The 19211-nt window shown below is 38.7% G+C and carries 14 protein-coding genes; all 14 read left to right on the forward strand.

Annotated elements, in window-relative coordinates:
- Nucleotides 1-1103 precede the first annotated feature (1103 nt).
- The 14 genes from BJ095_RS13270 (at nucleotide 1104) to rimP (ending at nucleotide 19195) form a co-directional block, all read left to right on the forward strand.
- Nucleotides 1104-1871 carry a FliA/WhiG family RNA polymerase sigma factor gene (locus BJ095_RS13270; RefSeq protein WP_107932761.1) on the forward strand — a complete coding sequence of 256 codons (768 nt, stop codon included), beginning with the start codon at nucleotides 1104-1106 and terminating at the stop codon, nucleotides 1869-1871.
- A 168-nt stretch (nucleotides 1872-2039) separates the two neighbouring features.
- A complete protein-coding gene (locus BJ095_RS13275; RefSeq protein WP_107932763.1) occupies nucleotides 2040-2351 on the forward strand; it encodes an RNA polymerase subunit sigma in 312 nt (103 codons plus the stop codon).
- A gap of 10 nt (nucleotides 2352-2361) precedes the next feature.
- On the forward strand, nucleotides 2362-2946 hold the full coding sequence (locus BJ095_RS13280; RefSeq protein WP_107932765.1) for a hypothetical protein: 585 nt from the start codon (nucleotides 2362-2364) through the stop codon (nucleotides 2944-2946).
- A 157-nt stretch (nucleotides 2947-3103) separates the two neighbouring features.
- Entirely contained in the window at nucleotides 3104-3826 is a 723-nt protein-coding gene (gene rpsB, locus BJ095_RS13285; protein WP_107932767.1) for a 30S ribosomal protein S2, read from the forward strand.
- Between the two features lie 658 nt (nucleotides 3827-4484).
- A complete protein-coding gene (tsf, locus tag BJ095_RS13295) occupies nucleotides 4485-5369 on the forward strand; it encodes a translation elongation factor Ts (protein WP_107932770.1) in 885 nt (294 codons plus the stop codon).
- Between the two features lie 111 nt (nucleotides 5370-5480).
- Nucleotides 5481-6206 (forward strand): UMP kinase, encoded by a 726-nt coding sequence (gene pyrH / locus BJ095_RS13300; protein ID WP_107932772.1) that lies wholly within the window; start codon nucleotides 5481-5483, stop codon nucleotides 6204-6206.
- Complete coding sequence (gene frr / locus BJ095_RS13305) at nucleotides 6206-6763, forward strand: ribosome recycling factor (protein WP_107932774.1); 558 nt, start codon at nucleotides 6206-6208, stop codon at nucleotides 6761-6763. The genes pyrH and frr overlap by 1 nt, the downstream gene beginning before the upstream one ends.
- A gap of 388 nt (nucleotides 6764-7151) precedes the next feature.
- Nucleotides 7152-7934: an isoprenyl transferase gene (locus BJ095_RS13310; RefSeq protein WP_107932776.1), complete on the forward strand. Its 783-nt coding sequence runs from the start codon at nucleotides 7152-7154 to the stop codon at nucleotides 7932-7934.
- A gap of 5 nt (nucleotides 7935-7939) precedes the next feature.
- Entirely contained in the window at nucleotides 7940-8731 is a 792-nt protein-coding gene (locus BJ095_RS13315) for a phosphatidate cytidylyltransferase (protein WP_107932778.1), read from the forward strand.
- 56 nt (nucleotides 8732-8787) lie between these two features.
- Nucleotides 8788-9933 carry a 1-deoxy-D-xylulose-5-phosphate reductoisomerase gene (gene dxr, locus BJ095_RS13320; protein WP_107932780.1) on the forward strand — a complete coding sequence of 382 codons (1146 nt, stop codon included), beginning with the start codon at nucleotides 8788-8790 and terminating at the stop codon, nucleotides 9931-9933.
- 49 nt (nucleotides 9934-9982) lie between these two features.
- The gene (gene rseP, locus BJ095_RS13325; protein ID WP_107932782.1) at nucleotides 9983-11242 is read left to right on the forward strand and encodes an RIP metalloprotease RseP; all 1260 of its coding nucleotides are present in this window, start codon (nucleotides 9983-9985) and stop codon (nucleotides 11240-11242) included.
- A gap of 864 nt (nucleotides 11243-12106) precedes the next feature.
- Complete coding sequence (locus tag BJ095_RS13330; RefSeq protein WP_107932784.1) at nucleotides 12107-13813, forward strand: proline--tRNA ligase; 1707 nt, start codon at nucleotides 12107-12109, stop codon at nucleotides 13811-13813.
- Nucleotides 13814-14027: 214 nt separating this feature from the next.
- Complete coding sequence (locus BJ095_RS13335; RefSeq protein ID WP_107932786.1) at nucleotides 14028-18356, forward strand: PolC-type DNA polymerase III; 4329 nt, start codon at nucleotides 14028-14030, stop codon at nucleotides 18354-18356.
- Between the two features lie 362 nt (nucleotides 18357-18718).
- Nucleotides 18719-19195, forward strand: coding sequence for a ribosome maturation factor RimP (gene rimP / locus BJ095_RS13340; protein ID WP_107932788.1), 477 nt, complete (start codon nucleotides 18719-18721; stop codon nucleotides 19193-19195).
- Nucleotides 19196-19211 lie beyond the last annotated feature (16 nt).

Below are 19211 nucleotides of genomic sequence, written 5' to 3' on the forward strand. Positions count from 1 at the left end.
TTCCCTCTTTTCATGTTTATCGTCGCTGAAAACATTGTATCCAAGAGAGAATAAAATGACTCTTTTTCTTTTTACACAATTATATGGACTTTATCCGATCGAGGCGGGTGTGAGTAGTGAAACGTCGTAAAGCGAGTGATAATGGGACGAACGAGCCGGATGTGAGGAGCGAAACGTCGTAAAGTGAGTGACAATGCGACGGTCCAGCCGGATGTGAGGAGTGAAACGTCGTAAAGCGAGTGACAATGCGACGATCGAGGCGGGTGTGAGGAGCCAAACGTCGTAAAGCGAGTGACAATGCGACGATCGAGCCAGATCTGAGGAGTGAAACGTCGTAAAGCGAGTGATAATGGGACGAACGAGCCGGGTGTGAGGAGTGAAACGTCGTAAAGCGAGTGATAATGGGACGATCGAGCCAGATCTGAGGAGCGAAACGTCGTAAAGCGAGCGACAATGCGACGTTTCAGCCAACTGTGAGGAGCAAATCGTTGTATAACCAAGACCAACACGCCTGTCCTAGACCAAACAGGAGCACCTAACATCTATTACAAGCACTTGCACACTCTACTCACAACAAAATTATACAGAAAACCAAACTAAACCAGAACCAGTCAACTGTAGCCTTCAGCCGAAGTAGCAGCCGCACCATAATAGCTTCAAATTGTACCTTGTGATGTAACGGAAATCACGGATTAATGTAGACATTCTTCCTATATAAATAAATAACCTAGATTTTATATCACTCAAATCTTCGTAATAGACTCGAAGTTTCTTTCAAATTTTGGTTTGTGAGGAAATTTAATAAGTTTAGAAGAAATGTGTGTTTTTTTATTATCAATTGTTATATTATTGAGTAGTAAGGAACGCACAAGCCTGAAAATAAATAGGGAGTAAAAAAGACCTATTAATAATAGCTTAAGTCCTTAATAGATGATATAATTGGATTTGTTAATGAATAGTAATAAAGTCTTGTGAATTTATTGAATATAAATCTTAAATCTGATATAAAAGTATGAGGTAAAGATACGGTGGATAGAGTAACATCAGAAGCGAAGTGATTGACGATTGCTTATCCTACAAACAATTTTAGTGAGGTGCATATAATGGTACAACTACAATTAGACAACGAACAAACTCTTTGGAATTGCTGGATTAACGATCGCGATCCGGATGCAGGAAATATGCTAATAAAAAGATATCAATCTATCGTATCCTATCATGTTCAAAGAATAGGTTCGAGTGTTCCTAAAAATGTATCACGTGATGATTTAATGAGTTTAGGCATGATGGGTCTATTTGACGCATTAAATAAATTTGATATAAATAGAGATTTAAAGTTTGATACATACGCTTCCTTTCGTGTAAGAGGAGCTATTATAGATGGGCTAAGAAAAGAGGACTGGCTTCCTCGTTCAGCTCGCGACAAGGCAAAGAAGTTGGAAGCACATATTGAAAAATTAGAGCAAAAGCTAATGCGTACAGTTACACCTGACGAGCTTGCACAGCATATGGAATTACCTGTTGATGAGGTATACCAAACAGTACAAGAGCATTTCTTCTCGAGTGTTTTATCGATCAACGAACAACAAGATCAGGAAGAATCAGAAGGAAAAGCATTTGTTATCAGAGATGACAATACAAGAACTCCAGAGCAAGAAACAGTCCACATGGAATTAATAAAAGACCTTTCCGATAATATTAAAAACCTAAGTGAAAAGGAACAGTTGGTTTTAAGCTTGTTCTACACTGAAGAGTTAACTTTAACTGAGATTGGTGAAACGCTTAATTTATCAACATCACGCATCTCACAAATCCACTCAAAAGCATTATTAAAGTTAAGAAAGCTTCTTTCAAATGAAATGTTAAGCTAATAACATAAGAGAGTTCATTATTAACAGCCCAGGTTTCTCGAGCTAGCTCCTAAAAAGTTAGCACGAGAAATCTGGGCATTTTCTTGAGCTATGGGGCTAGATGTAAGCCCTCTGTATTGTTTATCACTCATCTGAATCTTATAATAGTAAGAGGGGAGCTGATACGATATGAGTTTAAAGGCATTAGAACTTCAGATTGCTATTCCAAAGACCTTTGATGCGGGGAAGCTGGCCGATCAGCACCAACAAAATGTGCTGGGTCAGCAGGTAAATGCCAATGAGGCATTAAAAAAAGAGATTAGAAAAAAACAATTACAAGTTAGCGATACAGAAAAAATCGAAAAAATTAATGATAATAATCAAAAGCAAAATCATGAAGAAAATTTAGCTGGTGAAAAGCAGCAAGATACTGAACAGAAGAATGTAGAGCAGCCAATGCAGCATCCTTTTAAAGGTAATTTTATCGATTTTAGCGGATAGGAGCACATGTATGGTCATAGGTCTAATCATCATATTGGTTATTTCTCAACTCATTTGTTTTTACTTCATCGTTATTTTAAATACGAAAATAGCAAAATTTAAGGATTTAGAAAAACGACAGGATCAGCTAATTCGAGAAATGGATGATGCGATTAGTTTATATCTAGTAGAGATGAAGGAAGAAAATGATCGTCTCATTGACGAACTTTCATCTATAAAACAACGTGAGTTCAAAAATAATGATATAAAAAATCAAAAAATGGCAATGATTAACTTGGAGGAGGCACAGGAAACCGCTGGTGCTACTCAAGATGAAAGTCTACAGAAAAAAGAGCCGGTGGAAAACATTGCCCAGAAGGCGTTTGTACCAAAAAAAATGGCTGCCAATGCCTATAAACAGCAAGCGGTAAATGAAACTCCAGCTGTTCCACAAGCAAAAGAAACTAAAACTGTAGAAAAAGATATGTCCTCTCTTCCAACTTTCGAACAAAAGGTATTAAACCTTTACCGACAAGGAAAATCAATTGACGAAATTGCGAAAATCACGCAAAAAGGGAAGACGGAAATCGAATTGCTCATCAAGTTCCATGCATAAAATTGTTGCACGAGGAAAATTAGTGTGATATATTATCAATTGGTGTTAATTACACACGCATTTTGATGTAGTAAGTGGTGCTTTTTTGTAAAAAAAGTTGCTTGTTATAGATGAAAAATGCGGAGGGAAAAAACCAAAACATTAGGAGGAAACACACATGTCAGTAATTTCAATGAAACAATTACTTGAAGCTGGTGTACATTTCGGTCACCAAACTCGCCGTTGGAACCCAAAAATGAAAAAATACATTTTTGTTGAACGTAACGGTATCTACATTATCGATTTACAAAAAACGGTTAAAAAATTAGAAGAAGCTTACGACTTCATGCGCCAAGTTGGGCAAGATGGCGGTAAAGTACTTTTCGTAGGTACGAAAAAGCAAGCTCAAGAAGCTATCAAAGATGAAGCTGAGCGTTCTGGTAACTACTACATTAACCAACGTTGGTTAGGTGGTACTTTAACTAACTTCGGAACTATCCAAAAACGTGTTGCTCGTATGAAAGCAATCGAAAAAATGGAAGAAGATGGAACTTTCACAGTTCTACCTAAAAAAGAAGTTATCCAACTTAAAAAAGAACACGAACGTCTAGTTAAATTCTTAGGCGGTATCCGTGATATGGCTGGCATTCCAGACGTTATGTTCGTGGTTGACCCACGTAAAGAGCGTATCGCTGTTGCTGAAGCTATTAAATTAAATATTCCTATCGTAGGGATTGTTGATACAAACTGTGATCCAGATGAAATCGACTACGTAATCCCTGCTAACGATGACGCTATCCGCGCTGTTAAATTATTAACTGCTAAAATGGCTGATGCTCTAATTGAGTCTAAACAAGGTGAATCTGAAGCTACAGCTGAAGAAGCAGTAGCTGCTGAGTAATTCACTTATTAGAAAACTTGGCGCAAGTAGTCAGTTTTCTATGAAAAGCCTTAGTTGCTCTTAAGCAGCTAAGGAAGTGATAAACTTTCTTAGCTCTACAAAGGTGATAAGTGGATGAACCCTCTTATCACCTTTTTTTAGAAGAAAAGTGGAAGCGCTCCGATTAGCCACAACAGACGTTGGAGGTACCTTCCCACGTGTGCTTGCACACGTGGGAAGGTACCGAAACGGCCGAGGGGCTGAGCGCTGCAACTAGACAAGAAGAAAAGTGGAAGCGCTCCGATTAGCCACGACAGACGTTGGAGGGACCTGACGAGTGTGCTTGCACACGTGGGAAGGTACCGAAACGGCCGAGGGGCTGAGCGCTGCAACTAGACAGAAGAAAAGTGGAAGCGGTTCGTTCAGCTCCGTGTCGACGAAAACGCAACATCCTGTTGCAACGTCGACATGGCTCACATCGTGTGAGCCTCGAAACTGGCCGACAATAACGCAACGTCCTGTTGCATTGTCGGCACTGGCACATCCATGTGCTACGGAGATTTTCGACAAGCATGCTTGCATGCGCGGGAGGAAATTAGTTTTTTGAGGGGCTAACCGCCGCAACTAGACAAAAACAAAAAAACTAAATAACTCACACAACTCAAGGAGGAAACTTCAAATGGCAATTACTGCACAATTAGTAAAAGAACTTCGTGAAAAAACTGGCGCAGGTATGATGGACTGTAAAAAAGCTTTAGTACAAACAGATGGTGATATCGACGCTGCTGTTGATTTCTTACGTGAAAAAGGTCTTTCTTCAGCTGCTAAGAAAGCTGACCGTATCGCTGCAGAAGGGACAACTTATATCCTATCTGAAGGAAACGAAGCGGTAATCTTAGAAGTTAATGCTGAAACTGACTTCGTAGCAAAAAATGAAAAATTCCAAGTACTAGTTTCTGAATTAGCTCACCTTATCTTAGCTAACAAACCAGAATCAGTAGAAGCTGCATTAGAGCTTACAAATGCAGAAGGCGTTAAAGTTGTTGACTTAATTTCAACAGCTGTAGCAACAATCGGAGAAAAAATCAATCTTCGCCGTTTCGAAGTAAAAGCTAAAACTGATGCAGATGCTTTCGGTTCTTACCTACACATGGGTGGGCGTATTGGTGTATTAGTAGTTCTTGAAGGTTCTACTGATGAATCAGCTGCTAAAGATGTAGCTATGCACATCGCTGCTATTAATCCTCAATATGTATCACGTGATGAAGTTTCTGAAGAAGAAGTTAACCGTGAACGTAAAGTATTAACTGAACAAGCTCTAAACGAAGGTAAACCAGAAAATATCGTTGCTAAAATGGTAGAAGGTCGCCTTGGTAAATTCTTCGAGGACGTTTGCTTACTTGATCAAACTTTCGTTAAAAACTCTGATCAAAAAGTACGTGATTTCGTAAAATCAACTGGTGGTAACATCACTTCATTCGTACGCTTTGCTGTTGGTGAAGGTATCGAAAAACGCGAAGACAACTTTGCTGAAGAAGTTATGAACCAAGTTAAAGGTAACTAATTTAAATAATAAGTAAAAATAGGGGACACAAACCAGTGTTCCCTATTTTTCAAGGGATTGAAAAATCACCTGATATGTTTGAAGAATAAAATTGAATTGCGGAGGTTTACTATGAGTGTGCCACAATATGAACGAGTTGTTATTAAAATTAGCGGTGAGGCATTAGCAGGAGAAGCAGGTTACGGTCTATCACCAAAAATCATTAAGTCAGTTGCAGAGGATATTAAAGAAGTAGTAGAGCTTGGCGTTGAAGTTGCAGTAGTAGTAGGTGGCGGAAACATCTGGCGTGGAAAAGTAGGAAGCGAAATGGGTATGGATCGTGCCTCAGCAGATTATATGGGAATGCTTGCTACAGTGATGAACTCATTAGCACTTCAAGATGCGCTTGAAAAATTAGAAATTGGAACTCGTGTTCAATCTTCTATCGTTATGACACAAGTAGCAGAGCCTTACATACGCAGAAAAGCAGTGCGTCATCTTGAAAAGAAACGCGTTGTCATTTTTGCTGCTGGTACAGGAAATCCATTCTTCTCTACAGATACGACAGCTGCATTACGTGCTGCGGAAATTGATGCCGATGCAATTCTAATGGCAAAAAATAATGTGGATGGTGTTTATTCTGCTGATCCAAAAACTGACTCAACTGCTGTTAAATATGACACACTCACATATTTAGACGTAATTCAACAAGGATTACAGGTAATGGATTCAACTGCTTCCACTTTATGTATGGACAACGATATCCCATTAATAGTATTCTCTATTATGAATAAAGGAAATATTAAACGAGCGGTACTCGGTGAAAAAATCGGTACAGTTGTTAGGAGGAATTTTTAATGCCTAAACAAGTATTAGCCCAAGCAAAAGACAGAATGGACAAATCGATTTCTGCATTTTCTCGTGAATTGGCTTCAATTCGTGCAGGACGTGCAAATGCGTCACTTCTAGACAGAGTGTCAGTTGATTATTACGGTGCACCAACACCAATTAACCAATTAGCTGGTGTTTCAGTTCCAGAAGCGCGCTTACTTGTAATCCAGCCTTATGACAAATCAATCTTAGGTGAAATTGAAAAAGCGATTATGAAATCAGATATCGGAATTACTCCGACAAACGATGGTAACGTAATTCGTTTAACAATTCCAGCTTTAACAGAAGAGCGTCGTAAAGAGCTTGTGAAAGTTGTGAGTAAAGAAGCGGAGAGTGCAAAGGTTGCAATCCGTAACGTACGTCGCGACGCTAACGATGATTTGAAAAAATTAGAGAAAAGCGGCGACATTACAGAAGACGATTTACGTGGATTCACAGAAGATATTCAAAAATTAACAGATGACTACATCGTTAAAGTCGACCAGGTTGCAAAAGATAAAGAAAAAGAAATCTTATCTGTTTAATAAAATGCAATCTTGATTGATATTTATCATTTGCAAACTTTTTGTAAATCTAAATGAATCATGAACTTATTCAGACAGTAGGGCGTCCTATTAAATGGGACGTCTTTTTTCAATGTTGATGATGTGTAGAACCGGGTAGTAAGCCAAATCTGCGCAAATTAATATGGTAAAATAGAAATAAAATACATAATAAGCAACAATAAATTGAAAAATTTAGAAGTTATTCAAAAGAACGTAAGACACAATCATTTGTTTTTGATATGATTAGAAAAATACGCTTTTCGCTAATTTACGCGGGAATCGGGATTTTTTATAACTTTAAGAATTTTGGTATCGTATCTTATAAGAAGAAAAACGTCCAAAAAGTTGTCAGGTGGGGGAATTGCTGATGTTAAAAAAGCTATTAAGTAAGTCAAAAAAAGGAAAGCACTCTTTGGAGGTTAACGAAACTCTAATCAATAATGAATGTGTACCTTCCCATATCGCAATCATAATGGATGGCAACGGACGTTGGGCGAAAAAAAGAGCCATGCCAAGAATCGCAGGTCATCATGAAGGAATGCAAACTGTACGTAAAATTTCTCGTATTGCAGATGATATGGGTATCAAAGTTTTAACTCTTTATGCTTTCTCTACTGAAAATTGGAAGAGACCAAAATCAGAGGTCGACTATTTAATGAGCCTTCCTCAAATGTTCTTGAACTCCTTTATGCCAGAGTTAATGGAACGGGGCATCCGAGTTGAAATGATAGGCGATAAAGAAGGACTTCCAACTAGTACTAAAGTGGCTTTGAATGAAGCGATGGAAAAAACAAAGAATAATACTGGCCTTATTTTAAATTTTGCTATGAATTATGGTAGTCGGGCTGAAATTGTTAAAGCAATGAAGGATATAATGGTAGAAGTGAATAACGGAAAATTGACTCTAGATGAAGTGGATGAAACACTCATTGATCAATATTTACTAACTTCAAATCTTCCAGAGCCTGATTTGCTTATTCGTACAAGTGGAGAAGTTCGTCTTAGCAATTTTATGTTATGGCAGCTTGCTTATACAGAGTTTTGGTTTACTGATATACTTTGGCCAGATTTCAACCAAGAAACCTTTATGGAAGCTATACAGGCTTACCAGCAACGTAACAGGCGCTATGGTGGGCTGAAAGGAGAATAATTACATTGAAGCAAAGAATTATAACGGGGGTTGTAGCAGGAGCGTTATTTATCATTTTTCTTGTGCTAGGTAACCTACCCTTCACGTTATTAGTATATGCATTAGCAGCAGTTGCAATATATGAGCTGTTAAAGATGAAGAATATTCAAATCTATTCAATCCCAGGTATTCTTGCATTACTCATTACATTTAGTTTATTGCTACCGAAAGCGATAACACTCAATTTTTTAGAGGCATCAGTATATACAAAGCTAGACTTTTTACTGATTGGTGTCATCCTATTATTAATTTACTCGGTCCTAGTAAAAAATCATTTTACCTTTGATGATGTAGGATTCATATTACTGAGTACGGTATATGTTGGAATGGGCTTCTATTATTTAATTGAGACACGTAATGGTGGCTTGGAATATCTAATTTTTGCTCTACTAATTGTTTGGACGACTGATTCAGGTGCCTATTTTATCGGCCGAAAACTCGGCAAGAAGAAATTATGGCCTGAGATTTCACCTAACAAAACGGTAGAAGGCTTTGTTGGCGGAATTATTACAGCGGTAGTGTTTGCATCGATTATGCAAATGATTTTCCCGATTTCGTCATCATGGATTGCTCTAATCGTGATTGCAATAATTGCGTCGATTTTCGGGCAGATGGGTGATTTAGTGGAATCAGCTATTAAACGTCACTATGGTGTAAAGGACTCTGGTAATTTACTGCCGGGTCACGGAGGAATATTAGACCGTTTTGATAGTCTGTTATTTGTATTACCTCTATTACACTTCCTGCAATTAATCTAAATCTGTGTTTAAAGAAAGTACTATTTCTAGTTGTTGAAGGGAAGATAAAATCAATCATGAAGAAAATCAGCTTATTAGGAGCAACAGGTTCGATTGGGATACAAACCATTGATATATTGTTGAACAATCCAGAGAGTTTTCAGCTTGTTGCATTATCTTCAGGGAAAAACATCGAAAAAACTCGTGAAATTATCTCTCAGCTAAATCCAGAGCTTGTTTCTGTACAAGATGAACAGGATGCAGTTGCACTGGCAAAAGAGTTTCCACAAATCCATTTCACATTCGGAGCTAAGGGACTAGTAGAGGTTGCAACACACCCAGATTCTACAGTTCTTGTGAATGCTGTTCTAGGAAGTGTGGGTCTAGAATCTACTTTAGCTGCAATACGAATGTCTAAAACGATTGCGATTGCTAATAAAGAAACATTAGTAACTGCAGGTCATTTAGTAATGGCAGAAGCAAAAAAATATAACGCACCGATTCTACCTGTGGATAGTGAGCATTCCGCGCTATTCCAATCTATGAATGGTGAAAATCCAAAGCAAATCGAAAGACTGATCCTAACAGCATCAGGTGGTTCATTCCGTGACAAAACGCGTGAGGAACTAAAGAATGTAACAGTTAAAGATGCATTGAATCATCCAAACTGGTCAATGGGTGCTAAAATCACGATTGATTCTGCAACGATGATGAACAAAGGCTTAGAAGTTATTGAAGCAAATGTATTATTTGATATGCCTTTTGATAGAATTGATGTTTTATTACATAAAGAAAGTATTATTCATTCTCTAGTTGAGTATCATGATACAAGTGTCATTGCGCAGCTTGGGACACCGGATATGCGTGTACCAATCCAATATGCACTAAGCTATCCAGATCGACTGCCACTTGTTGAAGGTACTCGATTAGATTTAGCGAAGATTGGACAACTCAATTTTAGAGAAGTAGACTTTGATCGATTCCGCGCTTTAAAGCTTGCTTATGATGCTGGACGAGCAGGTGGCACGATGCTAACAGCAATGAATGCAGCTAACGAGGCGGCTGTAGGTTTATTCCTGCAAGAAAAAATCACTTTCCTTCAAATTGAAGAGATTATTGAACAAATTATGAATAATCATCATAATATTCTAGCTCCAGATTTAGAAACTATATTGCATGTAGATACCGAAACAAGAAAATCAGTAGAGAGCATGGTAAAATAGAGAGTACAAGCATAGAATAAGTTAACTTGCACTTTGAAGGTGGGATGATATGCAAACAGTTATAGCATTTATCGTTGTTTTCGGCTCCCTAGTATTCTTCCATGAGCTTGGGCATTTCATTTTTGCAAAACGCGCAGGGATTTTAGTTCGTGAGTTTGCAATTGGAATGGGTCCGAAAATCTTTGGAATGATGAAAGGTGAAACGTTATATACACTTCGTTTACTGCCTATCGGTGGTTATGTCCGAATGGCGGGGGAAGATACCGACTCAGTAGAGCTTCAGCCAGGATATCGAGTAGGTTTAATCCTAAACAAAAATAACGAAGCCGAAAAAATTTACTTGAATCAAAATGTACAAAATCCAAATGTTCTATTTTTGGAAGTAGAACGTGCCGACCTTGAAAAAGGGCTATGGATTGAAGGGTACGACGAGGACGATCAATTTGTTAGAATCAATTTATCTAGAAAAGCGTCGATTATTGAAAATGGCACTGAAACATTAATCGCACCATATGATCGTCAATTTAATTCAAAAACGGTTGGGCAGCGAGCAATGGCTATCTTCGCTGGGCCGCTCTTCAACTTTATTTTAGCATTCTTCGTATTTGCTTTTATCGCCTTGATGCAGGGTGTTCCTACCTACGAGCCAATCATTCATGATGTAGTAGATAATGGACCGGCAGAGACTGCTGGTATGAAAGCTGGCGATTATGTAAAAGCAATCGATGGACAACCTGTTGAAGACTGGCAGCAGCTATCCGGCACTGTTCAAGAAAAACCAGGTGAGCAGCTAACGCTTATCGTGGAACGTGATGGACAAAATATCGAGCTGAAAATGACGCCAGACACCCTTGTGGAAAGCGGTAAGGAATACGGACAAATTGGTGTTATGTACCAAAGTCCAGTGGAGAAAAATCCACTAAAAGCAATCGTTTTCGGTGTCACGCAAACATATGATTACACTGTTCTTATTTTAGGTCTATTAGGCGACTTAATTACAGGTCAATTCACAATTGACGCCCTTTCTGGTCCAGTAGGCATCTACAAGGCAACAGAAACAGTTGCCCAATATGGTATCTATAACTTAATGAACTGGGCAGCAGTCCTAAGCATTAACTTAGGTATCATGAACCTATTGCCACTACCTGCACTAGATGGAGGAAGATTATTATTCTTCGGTATCGAAGCACTACGCGGCAAACCAGTAGACCGTCAAAAAGAAGGCCTCGTTCACTTTGTAGGTATCGTACTACTAATGATCCTTATGGTAGTCGTAACATGGAATGATATACAGAGATTCTTCTTTTAGAGCTGACTGACCCGCGTTCTAAGCAAGTCTAAAACAACCCAAACACGAATTTCTTAACCTTATTCATTTGTGGTAAAATCCATAGTGAATAAGGTTAACTTTTTTTGCGGATAGTAAAGTTAGATTTAGGGAGATTTACTGAATCATTATGGTGATGAAAGCCATTTTTGAAGGGAATCAGGGTTAAAATGTCTTTCATAAGCAGAATGAAAGCCACTTTTGATAGAAATCTGGCTTGAAATGTCTTTCATAAGCAGGATGAAAGCCATTTTTGAAGGGAATCAGGATCGAAATGTCTTTCATAAAGAGAATGAAAGCCACTTTCGATAGAAATCTGGCTGGAAATGTCTTTCATAAACAGGATGAAAGCCACTTTTGAAGGGAATCAGGATCGAAATGTCTTTCATAAAGAGAATGAAAGCCATTTTCGATAGAAATCTGGCTGGAAATGTCTTTCATAAACAGGATGAAAGCCACTTTAGCTGGAAATCTCGCTGAAAATGTACTTCATCTCCAAGATGAAAGCTACTTTCGATAGAAATCTGACTCAAAATGTACTTCATCCCAAAGATGAAAGGCACTTTAGATAAAATTCTAACTAAAAGTGACCTTCATAACCCAGGATGAAAATCTCAGCTAAAGTGTTCATCTCACTAAAAAAACCGCTCATGAATGCCGAGTTATTTCAAATTGTGATTTATATTCTAAAATCAACTTTTGTAACATTTTTTAAAACTTGGATATTTTAGGATTTAGGCTATAAATAATAATCGAAATTTCAATCCAAATAGCAGTTGTACGTACGATGTAACTTCATTGTATGATATGCTAAATATGTGATTTAGAAGAGAAAAGGTGGAGCACATGAAACAAAGTTCTACGTTAATTCCTACACTTAGGGATGTACCTTCAGAAATTGAAGTGAAGTCTCACAAAATGCTACTTCGTGCAGGATTCATCCGAGAAACGACAAGTGGTGTATATTCCTATTTACCATTAGCTAAACGTGTATTGAACAAATTAGAAAAAATGATTCATCAAGAGATGGAAGCCATTGGTGCAGTAGAGATTGGTTTGCCTACCTTGCAGCTGCAAGAGAATTTAGAGCAAACTACAAATTTTGCTAGTAGTCGAGATGAAATCTTTCATTTAACAAACGAGAACCAACAGAATTTAATACTGGCGCCCTCCTATCAGGAAGCTGTTACAATGTTGCTCGCTGAGGAAAGCCAATCCTATAAAAATTTACCGATTACTTTTTATCAAATCCAATCAAAATATCGCAATGAAAAACGCAAAACAAATGGCTTGTTGCGAAGTAAAGAATTTTTGATGAAGGATGCCTACTCCTTCCATGCAAATGAGGAGAGTTTAGAGGCTTCCTTTAATGAAATAATCCAAATCTATTCGAATTTATTTAGTAAGCTAGGCTTGCATTATGAAATAATCGATGCAAATCCAGGAGCTGCAAATGGTGCTATTGCAAAGGAATTTATCGTTGCTTCTGAGGCTGGTGAAACAATCGTTGCCTATTCAGATGATTCTAGATTTGCGGCAAATATCGAAGTGGCACAGGTTGTAAATGAGTTTAGCCCTTCAGAGCTGCCAATCAAACCATTGGAAAAATTCGAAGCACCTAACTTGAAAACGATAGAAGAAGTTTGCACATTTTTTAATATAGAAGAAAGCAATTATATTAAATCTTTCGTATTTAAGGTGGATGGTGATTTTGTCGTTGTATTGACACGTGGAGATCATCAGGTAAACCCTTATAAACTACAGAATGTTTTAAAGGCTACGTCAATTTCATTAGCAACTGAAGATGAGGTGCAAGAGCTTTTAGGCTGCAAGCTAGAATCGGTTGGCCCCATAAAGCTGCCTATCGATGTGAAGGTTATTGCAGATTATGCAATTCAATCCATTCGAGGTGGAGTGGCTGGAGCGAACGAAGAGGGCTATTACTATACGAATGTTTCGCCTGAACGAGATTTTGCTATCAGTATGTATGAGGACATCAGATATATCAGAGAAGGGGATCCTTCACCTGATGGACAAGGAACAATTCTCTTTAAAAGAGGAATCGAAATAGGCAAGATTTGCAAACTAGGTGTTAGTGTATCAGAACAATTTAATGCTAGCTTTACTGATGAAAATGGACAATCTCAAGCCATTTTCATGAACAGCTTCCATCTAGGTATTTCAAGAATATTAGCTGTAATGGCTGAAAACTATCAGGATGACAGCGGTTTTTATTGGCCAAAACCGATTTCGCCATATGACCTTCATCTGTTACCGGTCGATCGAGAAGATGAAGTGCAATTTAATTTGGCATTAGAACTCTACAATATATTAACCTTCTATCAGTTTGAGGTGCTATTTGATGATCGTGACGAAATGGCAGAAGATAAATTTACAGATGCAGACTTAATCGGTCTACCAGTCCGCATTAAGGTAGGCAAACGTGCAAGCGAAGGCATCGTAGAAGTCAAAATCAGAAGCACTGGTGATACCTACGAGTGGGCAAAAGAAGAACTAATCGACCACTTAAATGAACTTTTTAGAACGAATTAATTTATTATACTTATGAAATCCAAAATAGGCTTCTATTTAAGACGTCGCGAGCCTACCACGTAAGATCAGTATATCCAGAAGTTTAAGGAGAAATAACAAATTTGAGCGGGCCTTCACAAAAGCACAAAGACAAATCGATTTTCGTAAACTTACGAAAATCGTATTTTTTCGGGTAGCGACTAGCATTACAAATATTAAACAGGTGGTGAGTAAAATGGTAGACAACCAAGAAGCAAGAGAACGATTTTTAACGCTATTACAACAGCTCCAACTAACAGAAGATGTCTACATGTCTTTTTTTGAAAAAGGTGAGCTTACTCGACTAACCGTCCATAAAAAAAATCGTGTCTGGTGTTTTGCCATTCAACTAGAAAATATCTTGCCCTTCCAATTGTACCAACTATTCCGTACAAGAATGGCCGAGCAGTTTTCACATATTGCCCAAGCCTCCATCACAATTGAGGCTAGAAACCCTGTAGTGACGGAGCAGTTGATTACAGATTATTGGTTATCAGCAGTGGAGCAGCTAGACGCATCACCTCCAGTGAAAAATCGTTTAGTCTCACAAATTCCAAAATGGACAGGGAATAAATTAGTAGTTTCTTGTATGGCCGAAATGGAACAGCTGACACTAAAAGCAAAATACGTGCAGAAAATTGTAGATGCCTATGAGACACTTGGCTTCCCTCAGTTTTCGGTAGACTTCCAATTAGTTGAAGCAACAGACGAGATGAAGGAAGAACAGCAGCAATATATTGAGAAACGTCAGCTAGAGGAAGCTGAGCTTGCGAGAAAAGCAATGGAAGACTTCCAAAGTCGTGAGAAAGCGAAAACGGATAATCCAGATTCAGTTGCAAGCAGTGGACCATTCCAGCTTGGGAACCTTATCAAGGATACAGATGTTATGGAAATTCGCCGCGTAGTAGAAGAAGAGCGTCGCGTTGTTCTTGAAGGATTTGTATTTGCTGTAGACATCAAGGAGCTAAGAAGTGGACGCTCCCTTCTAGAGCTGAAAATGACCGACTATACAGATTCAATCATGGTGAAAATGTTCTCTCGTGATAAAGAAGATGCTGAACGCATGGCACAGCTGAAAAAAGGTATGTGGGTTAAAGTTCGCGGAGCAGTTCAAAACGATACCTTCGTCCGCGATTTAGTTGTAATGGCTCAGGATATCAACGAGGTCTTCAAGGAATCACGTAAGGACACAGCACCAGAGGGAGAAAAACGGGTCGAGCTTCATTTACATACACCAATGAGTCAAATGGATGCCGTAACGCCAATTGAACAGCTAGTAGGACAAGCTGCAAAATGGGGTCATCCGGCAATAGCCATTACAGACCATGCTGTTGCACAAGGCTTCCCAGATGCCTATGCAGCAGGTAAAAAGCATGGCATTAAGATTATTTATGGGATTGAAGCCAATTTAGTTGATGATGGGGCACTGATTGCTTATGCAGAGCAGCATATCGAACTTGATGATGCAACCTTTGTCGTATTCGACGTAGAGACAACAGGTCTTTCAACTGCATACGATACGATTATTGAGCTTGCTGCTGTTAAGATTAAGGAAGGAAAAGTAATCGACAAATTCGAACGCTTTGCTAATCCTCACAGACCTTTAACAGCCAAAATTATCGAGCTTACTCATATTACGGACGACATGCTTACAAATGCACCAGAAGTCGACCAAGTTGTAACAGAGTTTAAGGAATTCATTGGGGAGTCAATCGTTGTAGCCCACAATGCCTCCTTTGATATGGGCTTCTTATATACAGCCTATGAAAAAGCGGGGATTCAAGGGGTAACCCACCCAGTTATCGATACTTTAGAATTATCAAGATTCCTTAACCCTACATTAAAAAGTCATCGTTTAAATACCTTATGTAAACGATATGGTATCGAACTAACTCAGCATCACCGTGCCATCTATGATACAGAGGCGACAGGTGAGCTAATGCTGCATCTATTAAAGGATGCAAAAGAGGATCATGGCATTTATTATCATGATGAATTTAATAACCAAATCAATCGAGATGAAAGCTATAAACAGTCTCGTCCATATCACTGTACGATTTTAGCGGTCGACAATGATGGATTAAAAAACTTATTTAAGCTAATTACAATTGCCCATACACAAACCTATCACCGTGTACCGCGTATTCGCCGTTCTGATTTAACGAAGCATCGACAAGGACTAATCGTAGGTTCTGGCTGTAATAACGGTGAATTGTTTGAAACGATGATGAACAAATCAAGTGACCAGGCTGAAAAGGTAGCGCGATTCTATGATTATATCGAAGTTCAACCTAAGCCAGTCTACGCACCTTTAATAGAGGGTGGCGTTATTCATGATGAATGGAATCTAGAGGATATCATACGCAAATTAGTGAAGCTTGGGAAGCGTATGGAAAAACCTGTTGTTGCAACAGGGAATGTTCACTATCTAAATGAAAATGATGGGGTATTCCGTCAAATCTTAGTCGGCTCGCAAGGTGGGGCAAATCCACTAAATCGTTACAAATTGCCAGCAGTGCATTTCCGTACAACAAATGAAATGCTTGCTGAATTCGACTTTTTAGGGCCGGATTTAGCTAAAGAGATTGTGGTAACGAATCCACAAAAAATTGCTGATATGATTGGTGACGTAAAGCCAATTAAGGACGACCTTTATACACCAAAAATTGAAGGCTCTGATGATGAAGTAACGAATTTAACTTACGAAATGGCGCACCGTATTTATGGGGAAGAGCTACCAGAAATCGTACAGGCTCGTATTGAAAAAGAACTGAAATCGATCTTAGGTAACGGATTCGGCGTAATTTACTTAATCTCCGCTAAGCTCGTTAAAAAGTCTCTAGCAGATGGGTATCTAGTTGGTTCACGTGGATCTGTAGGGTCTTCGCTAGTTGCGACCTTCATGGAAATTACAGAAGTAAACCCATTACCACCACATTACATTTGTCCGAGCTGTAAAAACGTTGAGTTCTTTGATGATGGTTCTGTTGGTAGTGGCTTCGACTTACCGAATAAGGAGTGCCCGAAGTGTGGTACAGGGTACAAAAAAGATGGACAGGATATTCCCTTTGAAACCTTCCTTGGGTTTAAAGGAGACAAGGTTCCCGATATCGATTTAAACTTCTCGGGAGAATATCAGCCACAAGCCCATAATTATACAAAGGAACTGTTCGGAGAAGACTATGTATTCCGTGCGGGTACAATTGGTACTGTTGCCGAAAAAACGGCATATGGCTACGTAAAAGGCTACACAACTGATAATAATCTTACCATTCGGGGAGCAGAGGTTGACCGTCTTGTACAAGGCTGTACAGGAGTAAAACGTACAACTGGTCAGCATCCAGGTGGGATTATCGTAGTACCTGATTATATGGACATCTATGATTTTACACCGGTGCAATTCCCGGCAGATGCGCAGGATTCTGAATGGAAGACTACCCATTTTGACTTCCACTCCATCCATGATAACGTGTTAAAGCTTGATATACTGGGACACGATGATCCGACTGTGATCAGGATGCTTCAGGATTTATCTGGTATTGATCCGAAAACAATCCCAACTGATGATCCAGAAGTTATGAAAATCTACTCCACACCAGAATCTCTTGGTGTAACGGTAGAACAAATAGGCACAAAAACGGGTACTTTGGGGATTCCTGAGTTTGGTACACGATTTGTTCGACAAATGCTTGAGGACACAAAGCCTTCTACATTTAGTGAGCTTGTCCAAATTTCTGGTTTATCCCATGGGACAGACGTTTGGCTAGGAAATGCCCAGGAATTAATCCATAACGGAACCTGTGTACTTTCAGAGGTTATCGGTTGTCGTGATGATATTATGGTGTACTTAATCTATCAGGGACTAGAACCAAGCTTTGCCTTTAAAATAATGGAGTCTGTGCGTAAAGGGAAGGGCTTATCAGAGGATATGGAAGCAGAAATGCGTGCTCAAAGCGTGCCGGAATGGTATATCGATTCATGTAAGAAGATTAAATACATGTTCCCGAAAGCCCATGCCGCTGCCTATGTATTGATGGCCGTACGTATTGCCTGGTTTAAAGTACATCATCCGATTCTTTATTACGCAGCATACTTTACTGTTCGTGCGAGTGACTTTGATTTAATCGCCATGACACAGGGCTCAGCAATGATTCGCTCACGTATTGATGATATTAATGTAAAAGGTTTAGATGCTTCGAAAAAGGAAAAGGATTTAATGACGGTATTGGAGCTTGCCTTAGAAATGTGCGAGCGCGGGATGAGCTTCCAAAAGGTAGACCTGTATCGCTCTCAGGCAAGTGAGTTTATCATTGAAGGCAATACATTAATTCCACCTTTTGATGCAATTCCTGGTCTAGGTACAAACGTTGCAAAAGCAATCGTTGCAGCAAGGAAAGACGGAGAGTTCTTATCTAAAGAGGATTTACAGCAGCGTGGTAGAGTATCGAAATCTCTTATCGAGTATATGGATACACTAGGCTGCTTAGAAGGTCTACCGGATGCAAACCAATTATCATTGTTCTAAAAGAGAGCTGATAATGTGTATTACCATTTATGTAACACATTTGCGTAAATTTGCATTAAGTTAGAAATTGTGCTATTGTAATGGTAATAATTTGTTGATAGTTTTGCAGCAAAAGAGTGGGGCTTTTCCCGCTCTTTTCTGTTGTTACGCTTATTCAAATTTTTTTACCATCAAATTCGGTACTTTCTCAAATTTCACCATGTCCTGGTGGAATTTCTGTTTTTATACTGATTGAGATTTAAAATCCAGAGAACAATTAGTATAAAAAAAGCATAAAATCTCATCTTTTAGTGAAATTTTAGTTTATATAAACCGATTTTTTGTGAAAAAAAGGCAAGAGACAATTACGTTGGGAGGATACTATGAGCAAAGTAACGTCAGTAATTGAAGAACTTGTTACGCCAATTGTTGAAGAGTTGAACCTTGAACTTGTCGAAATTGAGTTTTTAAAAGAAGGACGCAACTGGTTCCTTCGTGTATATATTGATACACCAGAAGGCGGCATTGATATTGAACAATGTGCACTCGTTAGTGAGCGAGTAAGTGAAATTCTGGATGAAAAAGACCCAATCGAGCAAAACTACTACTTAGAGGTTTCTTCACCAGGTGCTGAACGACCATTGAAAAAAGAATCAGACTTTGAAAAATCAGTAGGCAAATTTATCTATGTGAAAACATATGAGCCCATAAAAGATATGAAAGAATTCCAAGGCTATCTAAGATCATATACTAGTGAAGGCTTAGAGCTAGAAGTTCGTATTAAAACACGTAAATTAACTGTTTTTATTGAAAATGAAAAAATCGCAAAAGCACGACTTGCTATCGATTTTTCATCATAACTGAATATTAGGAGTG

Source organism: Ureibacillus chungkukjangi (assembly GCF_003217295.1).
In the GTDB taxonomy this organism is placed as follows: domain Bacteria; phylum Bacillota; class Bacilli; order Bacillales_A; family Planococcaceae; genus Ureibacillus; species Ureibacillus chungkukjangi.